An 18,503-nucleotide genomic window follows, 5' to 3' on the forward strand; every position below is an offset into this window, starting at 1 on the left:
ATTAAACGAAATATAAAGATGAAGATATTATTATTAGGAAGTGGCGGCCGCGAGCACGCTCTGGCATGGAAAATAGCCCAAAGCCCGAAAGTAGAGAAACTTTTTATCGCCCCCGGTAATGCCGGTACCAGTGCAGTAGGCGAGAATGTAGCTATCAAAGCTACCGACTTCCCTGCCCTGAAAGCTTTCGCCCTGAAAGAAAAAGTAGACATGATCGTGGTAGGCCCCGAAGATCCGTTGGTAGAAGGTATCTACGACAGCTTTACCGGAGACGCCGCCACACAACATATCGCCATCATTGGCCCTACTGCCAAGGGTGCCCAATTGGAAGGCAGCAAGGAGTTTGCCAAGGGTTTCATGGAACGTCATGGCATCCCCACCGCCCGCTACAAAAGCATCAATGCCGAAAATCTGGAAGAAGGACTCGCTTTCCTTGAAACCCTTGAAGCACCCTATGTGCTGAAAGCCGACGGTCTTTGCGCAGGAAAAGGCGTACTGATCCTTCCTACACTCGAAGAAGCCAAAAAGGAACTGAAAGAAATGCTTGGTGGTATGTTCGGTCAGGCCAGTGCCACGGTAGTTATCGAAGAATTCCTCAGCGGCATCGAGTGCTCCGTATTTGTGCTGACAGACAGCAAAAACTATAAAGTGTTGCCCGTTGCCAAAGATTACAAACGCATCGGCGAAGGTGACAAAGGTCTGAATACCGGTGGTATGGGAAGCGTGACTCCCGTTCCTTTTGTCGACGAGGTATTTATGGAAAAAGTGCGTACCCGTATCATTGAGCCCACCATCCGCGGACTGCAAGAAGAAGACATCCTTTATAAAGGTTTCATCTTCCTCGGACTGATCCGTGTGAAAGGCGAACCGATGGTCATAGAATATAATGTCCGCATGGGAGACCCCGAAACAGAAAGCGTCATGCTACGTGTACAGAGCGACTTCGTGGAACTTCTGGAAGGTGTACGCGACGTGAACCTCGATACAAAGACATTGACAATGGATCCGCGTACGGCTGCTTGCGTCATGCTCGTCAGCGGCGGATATCCCGAAGCTTACGAGAAAGGTAAAGTAATGACCGGATTTGAAGAAGCTACCGTTACAGACAGCATCCTCTTCCATGCCGGAACAGCAATGAAAAACGGCCAAGTGGTAACAAACGGCGGACGCGTAATTGCCGTATGTTCGTATGGTGAAACCAAAGAAGAAGCCCTTGCCAAGAGTTATAAAGTTGCGGAAATGATTCAATTCGACAAGAAGTATTTCCGCCGTGATATCGGCTTCGACCTTTAAAAGAGTGATAGGGTGATATTATCACTTTATCACCCTATCACCTTACCACAATTAATATTATGATACGAAGTAAACGACTACAGAACCGGATCACAGCGGGACGTTTCACACTGCCCGTTGCCATCCTCTTGTCACTATTCTGCTGGATACTGACCTCTATTCTATTGCCTGAAGTTCCGGTAATAAAAAGTAGTTATCTCCTGTGGGATACTATCATAGATGGATATATTCCGGCATGGGCAAGTACACCTTTAAGTTTCATCTTCTATGGCATCGTCGGTTACTTCCTGATAGAACTAAACAATACTTTTGCCATCATCCGTATGCGGGCATCCGTACAAACGGCCATTTATTTCCTGTTTATATCCGTTTGTCCGGCCCTGCATCCAGTTTATGCCGGGGACTTTGCCTCGATAGCATTTCTTATATCCCTGTTCTTCCTGTTCAAGGGCTACCAACATCCCCGTCCGGCAGGCACCATGTTCTATTCGTTCCTCTTTATCGGGTTGGGTAGTCTGTTCTTCCCACAACTGACACTGTTTATTCCCCTCTACTGGATAGGTGCACACAGTTTTCAGGCACTCACTCCAAAGAGCTTTTTCGGCAGTCTGGTCGGTTGGGCTTTACCCTACTGGTTTCTATTGGGACATGCTTACTTCTACGATGAAATGGGCTTATTTTACCAGCCTTTCATCGAACTGGCAACATTCCACCCTATTAATCTCTGGGACTTCCCCTTGTGGGAAATAGCTACATTGGGCTATCTGTTCGTATTATACCTAGTCAGTTCCATCCACTGCCTGGTGGCAGGTTACGAAGATAAGATACGTACCCGCAGTTATCTGCATTTTCTTATTTTTCTGAGCTTCTGCATCTTTGCCTATATCCTGTTGCAACCGGTTTTGACGGTTCATCTCCTGCCTCTGCTGCTGATAAGTGTCAGTATCTTGACAGGACATTTCGTGGTGCTGACGAACAGTCGGGCTTCCAATGTGTTTTTCATTTGTGCCCTCGCAGGGCTTGTACTTTTATTCGGATTTAATATATGGACGCTTTTGTAGATTCACTGGTTCAACTCCTGATAGACTGGGGCTATTTCGGCCTTTTCATCTCCGCTTTACTGGCGGGAAGCATCATTCCGTTCAGTTCAGAGCTGGTAATGATAGCATTGGTGAAAGTGGGGCTGAATCCTGCCATGTGTGTCCTCTCTGCTACATTGGGGAACACAATAGGCGGTATGACGTGCTACTACATGGGGCGTTTAGGTAAGATAGACTGGATAGAGAAATATTTTAAAGTAAAAAAGGAGAAAGTAGACAAGATGCAAGCTTTCCTGCAAGGAAAAGGTGCTCTGATGGCTTTCTTTGCATTCCTGCCTTTTGTGGGCGAGGCAATAGCCATTGCGCTGGGTTTCATGCGCAGCAATGTATGGCTGACTACCTCATCCATGTTTGCCGGAAAGCTGGTGCGATACATCTTGATGCTGTTGGCATTGCAAGGAGTAATATCAATGTTTTAAGAGTTATGAAACGAATCATAGAACATACGGAAGATGGAAGTGCAACGCTGTTTGTACCGGAACTGAATGAACATTACCATTCGGTAAAAGGAGCACGTACAGAATCGCAACACATCTTTATAGATATGGGGCTGAAAGCTTCGGCTGCGCCCCAGCCGCATGTTCTGGAAATAGGTTTCGGTACCGGGCTGAATGCCCTGCTTACATTGGAGACTGCCGAACAAGAAAAGCGTCTCGTACACTATACCGGCATTGAACTTTATCCTCTTGCCTGGAAAGAAGTCGACGCATTGGGATATAGCGACAACCCGTTGTTTAAGCAGTTACATACTGCACCATGGGAAGAAAATGTGAAGATATCCCCGTACTTCACTCTGCGAAAAATACAGGCAGATGCAAATACAGTGAGTACCTTATCATTAAATCCCGATCTCGTTTATTTCGATGCCTTCGCCCCCGAAAAGCAACCTGAAATGTGGAACGAGCAGCTATTTCACTCACTTTACGTATCTATGAATGCAGGGGGCATATTAACGACGTATTGCGCCAAAGGTGTTATCCGCCGTATGTTGCAAGCTGTCGGTTTTCTTGTGGAGCGTCTTCCGGGGCCTCCGGGCGGAAAACGGGAAATACTGAGAGCAACCAAGGGAACAAACAACTAAGTTATAACGAAATATTGGAAACCATAAATATAATAAAGAAAGAAATGAAACGAACATTCCTGTACATCCTCGCTGCTTTGCTTGCCATGTCTTGCAAGAATAACAGCGTTCAAAATAAGAATGAAGACGATAAACCTGTCATCACTGTTACCATCGAACCGTTACGCTACTTCACCGAAGCCATCGCAGGAGATAACTTCAACGTTGTCAGCATGGTACCCAAAGGTAGCAGTCCGGAAACGTATGACCCTACTCCGCAGCAACTTGTCGATCTTGCCAAGAGTAAAGCTTACTTCCGCATCGGCTATATCGGTTTTGAACAAACCTGGATGGATAAGCTGACAGATAATGCGCCACATTTGCAGTTCTTCGACACTTCCCGCGGTATCGATTTGATTTTTGATTCCTCTCACGTCCACCACCATCACGGCGACGACAAAGCGCATGCCCACGATTCTATCCAGAAAGATGAACACCACATTCTCGGCGTAGAGCCACATATCTGGAGTTCCGCTTACAATGCGCAAATTATTGCCGGAAACATTGTAAATGCCCTGTGTACCATCGACAAGAATAATGAAGAAACCTACATGGAGCGTTATAAAAACCTCTGCAATCAAATAGAACATACCGACAGCCTTATCTGCCACATGCTCTCTGCCCCCAATGCGGACCGTGCCTTTATGATTTATCATCCGGCATTGTCCTACTTTGCGCGCGACTACGGTTTACATCAGATTTCTATTGAAGAAGATGGAAAAGAGCCCTCTCCCTCCCATCTCAAAAACCTGATAGACACCTGCAAGGAGGAGAAGGTACGCGTCATCTTCGTACAACCCGAATTCGACCGTCGCAATGCAGAAATCATAGCAAAACAAACAGGTACGAAGGTAGTTCCTATCAATCCGCTTTCTTACGATTGGGAAGAAGAGATGTTGAACATTGCCAGAGAACTGGTCGTTAAGAAGTAATCGGAGACTGTAAATAGAGTAAAGAAATGAATACGCCACTTATCGAAATAAAAAATCTCAGCGCCGGTTATGATAGCCGTACAGTGCTGCGTAATGTAAACCTCACCGTTTACGACCGGGATTTTCTGGGTATCATCGGCCCCAACGGTGGTGGAAAAACAACGCTCATCAAGTGTATTCTCGGCCTGCTGAAACCTACAGCAGGAGAAATTTTATATAGTGATAAGCGATTCGTGACAAGTGACAAGCAGGGAAGCGCAGCGCAACGCCCGGCACTGACAGCCAATCGCTCCGTTCTAAAAATGGGGTATTTGCCTCAATACAATAGCATTGACCGTAAATTTCCTATAACAGTGGAAGAAGTGATTCTTTCAGGACTCAGTTCACAAAAGTCACTGATTTCACGCTTCACTGCGACGCATCGGGAAAAAGCCCGGCAAGTGATTGCCCGCATGGGATTGGAAGGTCTGGAAAAACGTGCTATCGGTGCATTGAGTGGCGGACAATTACAACGTGCCCTACTAGGACGTGCCATCATTTCCGATCCTGCACTTGTTGTCCTCGACGAGCCCAGTACGTATATAGACAAGCGCTTCGAAGCCCGGCTTTACGAATTGCTGGCTGAGATTAACCATGATTGCGCTATCATTCTTGTCAGCCATGACATCGGCACAGTGCTGCAACAGGTGAAATCCATCGCCTGCGTGAATGAGACGCTAGATTACCATCCCGATACGGGTATAAGCGAAGAATGGCTGGAACGGAACTTCAATTGCCCGATAGAACTGCTGGGACATGGAGCTCTGCCGCATCGCATATTGGCGGAACATAAGCACGGAGATGAATGTGGATGTTGTAACTGCAAACATTGAAAAAGCAGGGAAGGATACAAATCATTACCAGAACAGGTACAAAAAGTAGTGTTTTGCACATATTTCAAACAAAGTTATACATAGATGTATTATACATGAATGTATAATTTGTATATTTATCTTTGGAATCAAGCCTTGAATTATGCTCATTATGGATAAGAAATGGAGCAAATGATTAAGCGGTACTATCAAAAGCGAACTGATAAATCATCATTTCATTCCTATCCGCACAGAAATGAACTAAAGATCGCTGATAGTTTTTTATTAATTTACTGATAATCAACAAATAGCATTTACCGACTGTTTATTGTAAAATGTAAAAGCATTTACCGCCGTATGTAACGGCTTTTACTCCTTATTGTAACGACCTTTACCGCGGCATGTAACGGTCTTTACCGCGGTATGTAAATGGAGTTACCGTGTGGAGTGAACAAAGTTACCATTTGGGGTAAACTGAATTTTCATGAAACTTTTATCTACCAAAAATCAATGTATATCTTTTAACCTATCCTAATAAATATGCATTACTTCCACAGTTTTAGCAGTTAAATCACTATATTTGCGCCCGTATACGCTAAAATACAGAGATATAACTTAAAAACATAACGAATTATTTCCGAATGAAACAGTACAGAACCATAAACAACCTCGTAGGTTGGATTACTTTCATCATTGCAGCCACGGTCTACTGCATGACTATAGAACCGACTGCAAGCTTTTGGGACTGCCCGGAGTTTATCACTACCGGCTACAAACTGGAAGTAGGACACCCACCCGGAGCACCTTTCTTCATGCTGGTAGCCAACCTCTTTTCACAATTTGCTTCAGATCCGAGCACCGTTGCTAAAATGGTGAATTATATGAGTGCACTGATGAGTGGCGCTTGTATTCTGTTCCTGTTCTGGAGCATCACGCATCTGGTACGCAAACTTGTGGCTACAGATGAAAATAATATTACTAAAGGACAGTTGATTACCATCATGGGTAGCGGCCTGGTAGGTGCACTGGCATATACATTCAGTGATACTTTCTGGTTCAGTGCCGTTGAAGGTGAAGTTTATGCATTCTCTTCTCTCTTCACAGCCGTTGTATTCTGGCTGATACTGAAATGGGAAGATGTGGCTAACGAACCGCACAGCGACCGTTGGCTTATCTTGATCGCATATCTGACCGGATTGAGTATTGGTGTACACTTGCTGAACTTGCTTTGTTTACCCGCCATCGTACTGGTTTACTACTACAAAAAAGTGCCAAACGCAAATGCCAAAGGCTCATTGCTGGCATTGCTTGCTTCCGGCATTTTAGTGGCTGTCGTACTCTATGGTATGGTACCGGGTATTGTAAAAGTAGGCGGCTGGTTCGAACTGTTCTTCGTAAATACATTAGGAATGTCCTTCAACAGCGGTGTAATGGTTTATATCATTGTGCTGGCAGGTTCCATTATCTGGGGTATATACGAAAGCTACACGGAGAAAAACAAGATGCGCATGGCCATCTCCTTCGTGCTGACTATCGCCCTGTTGGGTATCCCATTCTACGGGCACGGAACAAGTGCTGTAGTAATAGGCATTATAGTTATCGCTTTCCTGTTCTTCTATCTCAGCCCGAAGATGCAGGCAAGCATGAAAGAGAAATACCGCATTTCCGCACGTACGCTGAACACATCATTGCTTTGTACAATGATGATCGTCATCGGATATTCTTCTTACGCCATCATCGTGATCCGCTCTACAGCCAATACACCGATGGACCAAAACTCACCTGAGGATATCTTCACGCTGGGTGAGTATCTGGGACGTGAACAATACGGAACCCGTCCGCTGTTCTACGGACAAGCATTCTCTTCTAAAGTTGCCCTTGATGTGAAAGACGGTTATTGCGAACCGCGCGTTTCATATAGTGGTACCAAATTTATCCGCAAAGAAAAAGCTACGCCCGATGAAAAGGATAGCTATATCGAAATTCCCGGACGTATTGAATACGAATATGCCCAGAACATGCTTTTCCCGCGCATGTACAGCAGTCAGCACGCCAGGGAATATCAAGCTTGGGTAGACATAAAAGGTAATGACATTCCTTACGACCAATGCGGACAAATGGTGATGGTGAATATGCCCACACAGTGGGAAAATATCAAGTTCTTCTTCACCTATCAGCTCAACTGGATGTACTGGCGCTATTTCATGTGGAACTTTGCCGGACGCCAGAACGATCTGCAGGGTAGTGGAGAAATAGAACACGGTAACTGGATCACAGGTATTCCGTTCATCGATAACTTCCTGGTAGGCGATCAAAGCCTGTTGCCACAGGAGTTGCAAAACAATAAGGGACACAACGTCTTCTACTGTCTGCCTTTGTTGCTCGGTATCATTGGTCTGTTATGGCAGGCATACCGTGGTCAAAAGGGCATCCAGCAATTCTGGGTGGTGTTCTTCCTATTCTTTATGACGGGTATCGCCATTGTGCTCTACCTGAACCAGACACCGAGTCAGCCGCGTGAACGTGATTATGCATATGCCGGGTCGTTCTATGCCTTTGCCATCTGGATAGGTATGGGTGTGGCAGGTATTGTCCGTCTGTTGCAGCATTATGCCAAGATGAAAGAACTTCCCGCCGCAACACTGGTATCTGTTGCCTGCCTGCTTGTCCCCATACAGATGGCAAGCCAGACATGGGATGACCACGATCGCAGCGATCGTTACCTAGCACGTGACTTTGGTCAGAACTACCTGATGTCTCTGCAAGAAACCGGCAATCCGATTATCTTCACTAACGGTGATAACGATACATTCCCCTTATGGTACAATCAGGAGACAGAAGGTTTCCGTACCGATGCACGTACCTGTAACCTCAGCTACTTGCAAACGGACTGGTACATCGACCAGATGAAACGTCCTGCCTACGACTCCCCGTCGCTGCCCATCACTTGGGACCGTATGGAGTATGTAGAAGGAACCAATGAATACATCTCTGTACAGCCTGATTATAAAAAGAGCATCGACGCCCTCTATGCTGAGGCTGAAAAGCAGGCACTGAACGGTAATCCTGAAGCATTGGTGAATGTGAAGAAAGAATTCGGAGAAAATCCGTACGAACTTCAGAACATCCTGAAATACTGGGTACGCAGCAAGAATGATGACCTTAAGGTGATTCCTACAGACAGCATCGTGATGAAGGTGGACAAGGAAGCAGTACGCCGCAGCGGTATGATGATACCAGGTGACAGTATCCCCGACTATATGCACATTTCACTGAAAGGTAAACGCGCCCTCTATAAGAGCGAACTAATGATGCTTGAAATGCTGGCGGAAGCCAATTGGGAACGTCCTATCTACATGGCAGTCAGCGTAGGTACGGAAAACCACCTTGGTATGGGCAACCACTTCGTTCAGGAAGGTCTGACTTATCGCTTCACTCCGTTTGACACTGAAAAGACAGGTGTCAAATTGGATAGCGAAAAGATGTACGACAACCTGATGAACAAGTTCAAATTCGGTGGCATCGACAAGGAAGGTATCTATATTGATGAGAATGCTATGCGTATGTGTTATTCTCACCGCCGTATCTTCTCGCAACTCATTGGCCAGTTGATACGCGAAGGCAAGACGGATAAGGCCAAAGCAGCCTTGGAGTACGCCGAGAAGATGATTCCTGCCTATAATGTACCTTATGACTGGCAGAACGGTGCTATGCAAATGGCAGAAGCATACTATCAGTTGGGTGAAATAGAGAAAGGCGACAACATCATGAAGGCACTTGCCGATAAAGCTGTGGAATACCTCACATGGTATCTGAGCCTGGATGACCAACGCTTTGCAATGTCCAGCCATGAAGTTGTTGACTATCAATTGCCTATCCTCAGCACAGAAGTTAAGCTCATGCAAAAGTATAACTCAGAATTGGCTCCCGTATACGACAGCAAGCTGAACGAGCTATATCAAATGTGTGTTGACCGGATGAAATAAAGTTATTAGCAGATAGTGATTAGTGATTAGCGACTATAGCCCCCACCGCTAATCGCTAATCACTAATCATATAAATCCCTAACTACTAACAATCGTGTTTATAGAACAACCTCCTGAGTTTGTCCGAAAGTTATATCCCGGTGCCATCTGGCGAATGGACCCTAACGAAAAAGCCGTCTACCTGACTTTTGATGATGGCCCTATTCCCGAAGTAACCCCTTGGGTACTTGAATTATTGGATAAACACAATATTAAAGCCACCTTCTTCATGGTGGGAGACAATATACGTAAGCATCCTGATGTATTTCAGATGGTAATAGACCGAGGACACCGCATTGGCAACCATACTTTCAATCATATTCGCGGATTTGAGTATTTGTCTGATAATTACCTTGCCAATACAGACAAAGCAAATGAACTAATGAAAACAGACCTCTTCCGCCCACCACACGGGCATATGCGTTGGGGGCAATATTTCGTATTAAAAAGACGCTATAAAATCGTAATGTGGGATTTGGTAACCCGTGATTACAGTAAGAAGTTACGTGGTCCGCAAGTACTTGCCAATGTGATGAGATATGCAAGAAATGGCTCTATTATCACTTTCCATGATTCATTAAAATCCTGGAATAACGGAAACCTGCAATATGCATTGCCACGGGCACTTGATTTTCTGGAAGAAGAAGGATACGAGTTTAAGTTATTGTAATCCTAATTACATAGTTATATAGAAAAATGCCCTCCGAATAGAAAATATTCAGAGGGCATTTTTATTCTATACAGTATCGATTACTTAATTGCCACCGTCAACGGATTGCGTACTTGCTGAGCATAATTTGCCATATATGCATTCCATGCTTCCGGAGTCTTGATGTCAGCCTTGTCCCAAGCTGCACCCCAGTAGTAAACATATTCTGAACCCGGCTCGTAATCGCTGATAGCCAGTACATGACCATCGGCACCACCACGCAGTTCATTCTTCTCCTTTTCAGGGAAAAGCAATGATTTAGCTTCTTTTACAGTAGCCGGGAAAGCAGCACCTACAAAAATCTTACCGTTGTTGTTATTCACATTATCTGTAGGATCTACATAGGTGATATAACCGTTAGCAGCATCAGCTACTACAGCACCATCCGGTTCGTGCAATACGATACCAGCAACTACCGGAGTCGTTTCTTTCAGGTTATCATAAACCACAACTGTTTTATTCAAATGGGAACCTGCATCTAACGTAATAACACGTGTTTCAACTACTGTAGAGTCCCCCTTGATGTTCAGCGGATTATATACCAGCTTCACAGTGAAACGCAACGGACCATTGTCCAGAATATCCTGTGTTGCATAGCAATAAGGATATACGATTTCACCATCGGGCATCAGAGCAGCAGTACCACCACCCAGTGTAGGACCTACTTTATAACAGTCCAGGCCGTTTCCATGATCTACGTGATAAGAAACTGATTTATACAATTCCTGTGCAGCTTTCGGGTCAGTCTTCTTCAGTTCAGCAATCTTAGCTTTGGTCTCCGGGTTCAATTCGCTTGCATAACGAGCTTCTACAACTGGTTCAGTAGTATTGTACTTTGTCCAAACATCATAACCGAAGGCACGTTCACCACTCTTTTGCAAAGCAGGACCATAGGTACGGAAAGCAACCAAGTCATTTTCCCAAGCTACGTCATCCACACGTTCAGGATAATATCTACCACAAGCCTTTACAGCGAAATTCTCAGGTGTACCTGCCTGGATAGTATAGACAGCTGTGCCATTCGCAGCTACGCTTGCAGGAAAAATTACTTTTTCATCGTAAGTAATCTGATAGGGGACCTGTTGTCCGTCAGCATTCAGAACTACAATCTGAGCTGTGTCAGCCAGTTTCAGTTGGTTAGAGATATCACTCATAGCCACTTCAACCATTTCATTGGAACGCTCCATTGCTAAAGGATTACTTACCGTTACAGTAACCACATCCTTAGTGTTGGTGCAGGCAAAACATACAAATGCTGTTGCCAGTAAAAGGAATAACTTTTTCATATTGCTTAATCAATTGATAATTGAAAACGGATAATGAAGATATAGATAATGGGAAAAATGGATAACTGACAGCATCAATTATCCATTTCCCATTATCTATTCATATACTTATTTAGGCTGTTTGCCAATGTAAGCCAGGATACCACCGTCAACGTAGAGTACGTGACCGTTTACGAAGTCAGAAGCGTCGGAAGCCAGGAATACGGCAGGACCCATCAAATCTTCAGGAGTACCCCAACGTGCAGCCGGAGTCTTAGCAACGATAAATGCATCAAACGGATGACGAGAACCATCAGCTTGCGGTTCGCGAAGCGGTGCAGTCTGCGGAGTAGCAATGTACCCCGGACCAATACCATTACACTGGATGTTGTATTCACCGTACTCAGAAGCGATGTTACGAGTCAGCATCTTCAAGCCACCCTTAGCAGCAGCATAAGCAGATACAGTCTCACGGCCCAACTCACTCATCATAGAGCAGATATTGATAATCTTGCCGTGACCTTTCTTTATCATAGAAGGAATAACGGCTTTTGATACGATAAACGGAGCATTCAAGTCTACATCGATCACCTGACGGAATTCAGCAGCAGACATTTCGTGCATCGGAATACGCTTGATGATACCTGCGTTGTTTACCAGAATATCAATCACGCCCACTTCTTTCTCAATCTGGGCAACCATAGCATTCACCTGCTCTTCATTCGTTACGTCGCATACATAACCTTTAGCGTCGATACCTTCAGCTTTGTAAGCAGCCAAACCTTTGTCTACTAATTCTTGTTTAATGTCGTTGAACACGATTTTGGCACCGGCTTGTGCGTAAGCAGTTGCCAAAGCGAAACCAATTCCATAAGAAGCACCGGTTACAAGTGCTACTTTGCCTTCTAATGAAAAGTTTACCATAATTTATTTACTTAGGTTTAATAGTTATTTGTTTCTAATTTACGATTCAGAGTCGTGATTTACTCAATATATTACTTCAGGTCGGTAATCAAAGAGAAATCCTGATCTCCATAATCCAGGTTTTCACCGCCCATACCCCAAATAAAGGTATAGTTGTGAGTAGCGGCAGCAGAGTGAATAGACCATTCAGGAGACAATACAGCCTGATCGCCCTTCATCCATACATGGCGGGTTTCATCAACTTCACCCATGAAATGGCAAACTGCATGGTCTTCGGGCACTTCAAAATAGAAATAAGCTTCCATACGACGGCTATGAACGTGTGCCGGCATTGTATTCCATACACTACCCGGAGCAAGTTCTGTCATACCCATCTGTAACTGGCAGGTCGGCAATACCTGATTAACCAACATCTTATTAATATTACGGTGGTTGGAACCTTCCAAGCTACCCATTTCAGCAACTACTGCATCAGCTTTCGTCACTTTCTTATCAGGATAGTTACGGTGAGCAGTCAGTGAGTTGAAATAGAATTTAGCAGGATTCTTTTCGTCCTTGCTTTCAAAGGTCACTTCACGGTCACCTGAGCCCAAATAAAGAGCTTCTTTATAATTCAATTCGAATACAGCGTCTCCGGCTTTTACTACACCAGGACCACCTACGTTATAGATACCCATTTCACGACGAGTCAGGAAGAACGGAGCTTTCAGCGGATCGATAGCTTCCAGCTTCAACACTTCGCCTACCGGCATTGCACCACCCACAACCATACGGTCGTACATGGAATATACCATATTTACTTCGTTAGCAGAAAATACTTTCTCAATGAGGAAATCACGACGGATGCGTTTGGTATCGTAACTTTTTGCATCTTCGGGATGCGCTGCATAGCGAATTTCATAGTTCGTTTTCATAATCCTATTACGTTTTAAAGTTTATAATAATCGGTTATTGGCATACTTCGTTTACGTACACGATGCAAATGTAGCAAAAGAAAACGTCAAAACATTGTGTTTTTGTCCCAATTATGTAGTATTATTGTTCAAATGGATAAAAATAGGAAATCTTTAACAGAAAATAATACAATAGAGAGAGCCATCAGAGTAATTCTAAATAAAAAGCCCCGAAAGATTTCTCTTTCAGGGCCTTCTTTGGTTGGACTACCAAGATTCGAACTTGGACAAACAGAACCAAAACCTGTTGTGCTACCATTACACCATAGTCCAAACTTATGCGCTTTCTGTTAAAAAGCGGTGCAAAGATAGAAGTATGCCCCGAAATATCCAAATATTTCGGGGCATTTTTTCATATCTGTTATTAATTAACCGTTTATTTGGCAATAATCAGATAGTAATTCTTCTTCCCGCGCTGTACAAGCAGATATTTTTCATCCAAAAGATCAGCAGAAGTAATCACTCGGTCAAAGGCTTCCAGCTTCTCTTTGTTAAGAGAAACACCACCACCCTGCACCAGTTTACGCATCTCACCTTTGGAAGCAAAGATAGCCGCGTTCTCAGTGAACAGATCGACTGCTTTCACTCCAGCCGCCACAGCATCCTTAGACACTTCGAACTGAGGCACACCTTCGAATACAGCCAACAGAGTATCTTCATCCAATTTCTTCAAAGCATCAGAAGTTGCATTACCGAATAATATATTGGATGCATCTACTGCTGCATTATAATCTTCTTCAGAATGAACCATAATAGTCACTTCTTTTGCCAGACGCTTCTGAAGAATACGCAGATGCGGTGCAGCTTCATGTTCTACTATCAGAGCATCTATTTCTTCTTTGCTCAAAGAAGTAAATATCTTAATGTAACGTGCAGCATCAGCATCGCTCACATTCAACCAGAATTGATAGAATTTATACGGAGAAGTATAGCGAGGATCAAGCCAGATGTTACCGGACTCAGTCTTACCGAACTTACCGCCGTCAGCCTTCGTAATCAGAGGACTGGTCAGTGCAAATACCTCACCACCGTTTGTACGACGAATTAACTCGGCACCTGTTGTAATGTTACCCCATTGATCGGAACCGCCCATTTGCAGTTTGCAACCTTTGGTTTCATACAGATGCAGGAAGTCATAACCTTGTAATAACTGATAAGTAAACTCAGTGAAAGACAAACCATCACGAGCTTCACCATTCAGGCGCTTCTTTACAGAATCTTTCGCCATCATATAGTTTACGGTGATATGCTTGCCTACTTCGCGAGCAAAGTCAAGGAATGTGAAGTTCTTCATCCAGTCGTAGTTGTTCACCAGTTCTGCACGGTTGGGAGCATCAGATTCAAAATCCAGGAACTTGCTCAACTGCTTCTTCATACCATCCATGTTGCGTTGCAGAATCTCTTCTGTGAGCAGATTGCGCTCTGCCGACTTGCCGGAAGGGTCACCAATCATACCCGTAGCACCACCAATCAATGCCATTGGCTTATGTCCGCAACGTTGGAAATGACGCAGTATCATTACACTGCAGAGGTGTCCAATGTGCAATGAGTCCGCTGTAGGGTCAAAACCTATGTATGCGGTCACTTGTTCCTTAGCCAGAAGTTCTTCCGTACCAGGCATCATATCGTGGAGCATGCCACGCCATTTCAATTCTTCTACAAAATTCATCGAATGATTAACTATTTAAATATTTGATATACTTTGTAATTGCAAAAGTACGACTCTTTATCTGAACAAACAACTCTTATCGCCTAAAAAAGATTCCCTCCACATTCTTCCGAATCGTTTCCCGAAGTTCCCAAGAGGGAACCTTACGAATCATAGCCGCCCTCTCATAGAGCGCGTCAATAGAAGCCATACTCTCATCTGTCTCTATGAACAACCTGTCAGATGGTACGATTCGCAGTGCTTCTTCCTGATACTTTTCCCCGAAAGAAAGAAAAAAACCGTGTCGGAGATATTCTTCTGCCAGCACTGCTTTTCCGCGAAACCCATGAATAATCCACGGTTCCACCGGACGTATCTTCTGTTTCAATTTTAAGAGTTCATCTACAGCCTTCACCAGATGAATAACCAGCGGCTTATCAGTTTCTTCAGCCAGCCGTGCCTGATATTCGAAAACTTCCCCCTGTAAAGGCAGAGAAGCATCAGCCAATTTATCCAGTCCTACTTCACCTATAGCCAAAACCTGAGGATGATACAATAGCTCCTCCAAACATCTCTTTTTATCAGCCAGAGATACAGTAGAAGAAGCTATATACCACGGATGTATTCCTACAGAATACCACCCTCCCTGTTGCGGAACAAATGTTTCGGGAAAGCAATTCACAATAGCTTCTCCAGGCACTTCCGGTTGGCGATGAGTGTGTATATCGGCAGGGATTATCATACAGCAAAGATATTATGTCTTTATGGAACAGGATCATATCCGGAACCTCCCCAGGGATGACAACGCAGTATGCGCCTGATTGCCAAATACAATCCCTTGAAAGGGCCATGTTTCTTAATCGCCTCAACGGCATATTGCGAACATGTGGGAGTGAAGCGGCACGAAGGAGAAGTCAGGGGTGAAATGCACTTCTGATAAAAATAAATAGGGAGCAACAACAGGTATGAAAGCAGCTTTTTCATAAGGAGGCTACTTTCTCCGTGATACGAGCCAAGGCAATCTTCATCCTTTCTTCAATTTCCATCGAGTCAGTCAACCGGTCGGAAAGATAAATGAAAGCCACAGCAAGTTGCTGCTCCTTATCCTGAAGCGCCTGCAATAGTCCGTGCTTGTTTTTCCGATACGCTTCACGTATCTGACGTTTCACACGATTACGCTTTACCGCCCGCTTAAAACGGCGTTTTGATACACTGACAAGTATGGAAACAGGAGCTTCCAACTCCTCCACCGGCAAATATACCACACGCAAAGGGAAGACGGAGAACGAGCGCGCACCGCCTGAAAACATCTTATCGATGACTTTCTTCTTATCCAGCCTTTCGGTCTTATGCAGGGTATTAAGCATTCTTAACTACGAGTTACGGGCTACAAGCTACAAGTAGCTCCGCAGTAAACAAGTTACGAGCTACAAGTTTAAGCTATAAATGGCATGCTATTCCGCATGGCACTCGTAGCCTGTAGCTTGTAGCTCGTAACTCTAAATTTATTTTCCTTTATTGTTCTCTTTGATAAACATATCCAGCGCTGCCGTCATAGACGGAGCTTGTACACTGGGAGCTTCCAGATCGAGACGGAGTCCGGCATCGCGTACAGCTTGTGCTGTAGTGGAGCCAAAGGTACCAATCTTGATTTCTTTCTGTTGGAAGTCCGGGAAATTCTTCTTCAGAGAAGTTACTCCTGCAGGACTAAAGAATACAAGCATGTCATAATCAAATTCTTCTTCCGCAGTAAAGTCATTACTTACTGTACGATACATAACAGTCTCCGTATGCTGTATCTTGCTTTTTTCCAAGAGATTTTTGATCTCGTCTGTGTGCACATCAGACATCGGAACCAGATACTTCTCAGTTTTATGCTTGATGATAGAAGGCAACAAGTCTTCAAACTTTCCTGTATTACCAAAGAAGATCTTACGCTTACGGTATTGAATATACTTTTGGATATACAATGCAACAGCCTCTGTCACACAGAAATACTTCATAGTTTCCGGAATGGAAACGCGTAATTCTGTACACAGGTGAAAGAAGTGGTCGATGGCATGACGCGATGTAAAGATAACAGCGGTATGATCCAGGATTGACACTTTTTGCTGTCTGAATTCTTTAGCAGACAGACTTTCCACCTTGATAAACGGGCGAAAATCAATTTTCACGCCGTACTTCTGGGCGATGTCGTAGTAAGGAGATTTCTCTGATGCCGGTTTCGGCTGCGACACAAGTACTTTCTTAATTTTCAACGTCCTAAAAATTTATTATCAAATAATCATTTAGTTGTAACACACCTCGATATATAATGAAACAAGGTATGATTTCAAGGGCACAAAAGTACAAAATTAAAAGCAAAACGCCATATAAATTGTTACAAAAAAGCTTTACCCACTTATACAACATCAATATTTTAGTAAAAAACATCAGAAATAAACCAATTATCACAGTTGCAAATAAACTCAAATCGAAGTAAACAAGGAACAAAGCAAAGGGAAAAAGGGCAAATCCAAGGTAATAAAGCAGTGTAGAATAAGACTCCATCCAGAGGCTTGTGCGGTTTCCGTCAAAAAAAATCCAACCCAGGAAAGAGTAAGTCACCCACTTCCAGAAAAGATAAAGTAAAGCTATTGCAAGATATACTCCAAGCAGGATATAAGGAGGAATGCGTTCTCCCAGTTCCGGCCGGACATCTAGAATATAGTTGAAGGTACAGACAGCTCCCAATACACAAGTCTGCAAGATCAACAGCAACATATAACGCATATCCGCCGCCGTGGTGGCTGCAAAGATACTGGTCCGCTCACGGTTGAGCAGAAAGTCTTTCACCAGCTGCACCAGAAACTTACGACTACGAGATAAGACATAGGCAGATATGAAAAAGCAGCACAACAGGAGCATAGTGATTCCGTCATCCAATTTAGGAGAATAGGGAATAGGCATTCCCTCGAATCCCGCAATCCATGTCAGCAGTAGCCCGATCATATTGCCGCAAACTTACGTATGGAACTATCCCAGATGGGAGTGGTATGTATCAAATCAATGGCTTCCTGCGGTGTACTTGCCACATGCCAGATAGCACCGTGTTGCTCGCGCATAAAGTTTTCATCCACGGCACGCTGCAACATGGTTAACAAGGGATCAAAATATCCATTGGTATTTAGGATAACAATAGGATTCAGATACAAACCTAATTGCTTCCAAGTAATAATTTCCAGCAGTTCTTCCAATGTACCGCATCCACCGGGCAAAGCAATAATAGCATCGCTTAAATCTGCCATTTTCTGCTTACGCTGGTGCATGTTTTCCACTTCTATCATCTCTGTCAACCCTTTATGCTGCCATCCTTGTTCCACCATAAAATGAGGAATAACACCAGTCACCTCTCCATCTGCTGCCAACACGGCGTCAGAAGTAGTACTCATCAGTCCGATACCACCAGCACCATTTATCAGTCGGATACGACGTTGCCCCAACAGAGTACCCAGTTCACGGGCTGCTTCAAAATAGGCGGAATCGATTTTAGTGCTCGAAGCACAATATACACATACGGAAGTTATCTTATTCATGGAAATTGCTATACCTTATATCATTAGTGAGTGCAAAGGTAAAGATTTTCAGCGATATCTTAAAAATATCACTAACTTTGTAACCTGTTCTCATTCTTTTCAACTAAC

Annotated in this window: 18 protein-coding genes and 1 tRNA gene; 8 read left to right on the forward strand and 11 right to left on the reverse strand. The window is 44.1% G+C overall.

What is annotated here, in order from left to right:
* Positions 1-18: 18 nt before the first annotated feature.
* From purD to DW182_RS20330, 8 genes are all read left to right on the forward strand, one after another.
* Positions 19-1,293 carry a phosphoribosylamine--glycine ligase gene (gene purD / locus DW182_RS20295; RefSeq protein WP_118296626.1) on the forward strand — a complete coding sequence of 425 codons (1,275 nt, stop codon included), beginning with the start codon at positions 19-21 and terminating at the stop codon, positions 1,291-1,293.
* A 62-nt stretch (positions 1,294-1,355) separates the two neighbouring features.
* Positions 1,356-2,354, forward strand: a complete 999-nt coding sequence (locus tag DW182_RS20300; protein WP_199678637.1) for a hypothetical protein — start codon at positions 1,356-1,358, stop codon at positions 2,352-2,354.
* On the forward strand, positions 2,339-2,812 hold the full coding sequence (locus DW182_RS20305) for a YqaA family protein (protein WP_007660966.1): 474 nt from the start codon (positions 2,339-2,341) through the stop codon (positions 2,810-2,812). Before DW182_RS20300 ends, DW182_RS20305 begins: the two co-directional genes overlap by 16 nt.
* Before the next feature lie 5 nt (positions 2,813-2,817).
* Positions 2,818-3,474 (forward strand): tRNA (5-methylaminomethyl-2-thiouridine)(34)-methyltransferase MnmD, encoded by a 657-nt coding sequence (gene mnmD, locus DW182_RS20310; RefSeq protein WP_118296628.1) that lies wholly within the window; start codon positions 2,818-2,820, stop codon positions 3,472-3,474.
* 44 nt (positions 3,475-3,518) lie between these two features.
* Positions 3,519-4,445, forward strand: coding sequence for a metal ABC transporter solute-binding protein, Zn/Mn family (locus DW182_RS20315; RefSeq protein WP_118296647.1), 927 nt, complete (start codon positions 3,519-3,521; stop codon positions 4,443-4,445).
* Positions 4,446-4,471: 26 nt separating this feature from the next.
* Positions 4,472-5,317, forward strand: coding sequence for a metal ABC transporter ATP-binding protein (locus tag DW182_RS20320; protein WP_118296629.1), 846 nt, complete (start codon positions 4,472-4,474; stop codon positions 5,315-5,317).
* Between the two features lie 620 nt (positions 5,318-5,937).
* Positions 5,938-9,282: a protein O-mannosyl-transferase family gene (locus DW182_RS20325; protein WP_118296630.1), complete on the forward strand. Its 3,345-nt coding sequence runs from the start codon at positions 5,938-5,940 to the stop codon at positions 9,280-9,282.
* 94 nt (positions 9,283-9,376) lie between these two features.
* Positions 9,377-9,991, forward strand: coding sequence for a polysaccharide deacetylase family protein (locus DW182_RS20330; protein WP_022393111.1), 615 nt, complete (start codon positions 9,377-9,379; stop codon positions 9,989-9,991).
* Positions 9,992-10,071: 80 nt separating this feature from the next.
* Here the strand turns inward: DW182_RS20330 and DW182_RS20335 are convergent, their stop codons facing one another.
* The 11 genes from DW182_RS20335 to DW182_RS20385 all read right to left on the reverse strand — a co-directional run bounded on the left by DW182_RS20335 (position 10,072) and on the right by DW182_RS20385 (position 18,395).
* Positions 10,072-11,316, reverse strand: coding sequence for a DUF4861 domain-containing protein (locus tag DW182_RS20335; protein ID WP_118296631.1), 1,245 nt, complete (start codon positions 11,314-11,316; stop codon positions 10,072-10,074).
* A gap of 108 nt (positions 11,317-11,424) precedes the next feature.
* On the reverse strand, positions 11,425-12,219 hold the full coding sequence (locus tag DW182_RS20340; RefSeq protein WP_007211540.1) for a gluconate 5-dehydrogenase: 795 nt from the start codon (positions 12,217-12,219) through the stop codon (positions 11,425-11,427).
* A 71-nt stretch (positions 12,220-12,290) separates the two neighbouring features.
* Complete coding sequence (gene kduI, locus DW182_RS20345; RefSeq protein ID WP_007660981.1) at positions 12,291-13,133, reverse strand: 5-dehydro-4-deoxy-D-glucuronate isomerase; 843 nt, start codon at positions 13,131-13,133, stop codon at positions 12,291-12,293.
* Between the two features lie 238 nt (positions 13,134-13,371).
* Positions 13,372-13,445, reverse strand: a tRNA-Gln gene (locus DW182_RS20350).
* Positions 13,446-13,548: 103 nt separating this feature from the next.
* Positions 13,549-14,841, reverse strand: coding sequence for a tyrosine--tRNA ligase (tyrS, locus tag DW182_RS20355; RefSeq protein ID WP_118296632.1), 1,293 nt, complete (start codon positions 14,839-14,841; stop codon positions 13,549-13,551).
* A gap of 76 nt (positions 14,842-14,917) precedes the next feature.
* Positions 14,918-15,562 (reverse strand): TatD family hydrolase, encoded by a 645-nt coding sequence (locus tag DW182_RS20360; RefSeq protein WP_118296633.1) that lies wholly within the window; start codon positions 15,560-15,562, stop codon positions 14,918-14,920.
* A gap of 20 nt (positions 15,563-15,582) precedes the next feature.
* Entirely contained in the window at positions 15,583-15,804 is a 222-nt protein-coding gene (gene yidD / locus DW182_RS20365; RefSeq protein WP_007219099.1) for a membrane protein insertion efficiency factor YidD, read from the reverse strand.
* Positions 15,801-16,187 (reverse strand): ribonuclease P protein component, encoded by a 387-nt coding sequence (rnpA, locus tag DW182_RS20370; protein ID WP_007660986.1) that lies wholly within the window; start codon positions 16,185-16,187, stop codon positions 15,801-15,803. Before rnpA ends, yidD begins: the two co-directional genes overlap by 4 nt.
* 138 nt (positions 16,188-16,325) lie before the next feature.
* Positions 16,326-17,078 (reverse strand): uroporphyrinogen-III synthase, encoded by a 753-nt coding sequence (locus DW182_RS20375; protein ID WP_007660987.1) that lies wholly within the window; start codon positions 17,076-17,078, stop codon positions 16,326-16,328.
* 4 nt (positions 17,079-17,082) lie between these two features.
* Positions 17,083-17,811, reverse strand: coding sequence for a DUF4271 domain-containing protein (locus tag DW182_RS20380; protein ID WP_118296634.1), 729 nt, complete (start codon positions 17,809-17,811; stop codon positions 17,083-17,085).
* Complete coding sequence (locus DW182_RS20385; protein WP_118296635.1) at positions 17,808-18,395, reverse strand: TIGR00730 family Rossman fold protein; 588 nt, start codon at positions 18,393-18,395, stop codon at positions 17,808-17,810. Before DW182_RS20385 ends, DW182_RS20380 begins: the two co-directional genes overlap by 4 nt.
* Between the last annotated feature and the right edge of the window lie 108 nt (positions 18,396-18,503).

The sequence above is a fragment of the Bacteroides sp. AM16-24 genome (genome assembly GCF_003471885.1).
Taxonomy (GTDB): domain Bacteria; phylum Bacteroidota; class Bacteroidia; order Bacteroidales; family Bacteroidaceae; genus Bacteroides.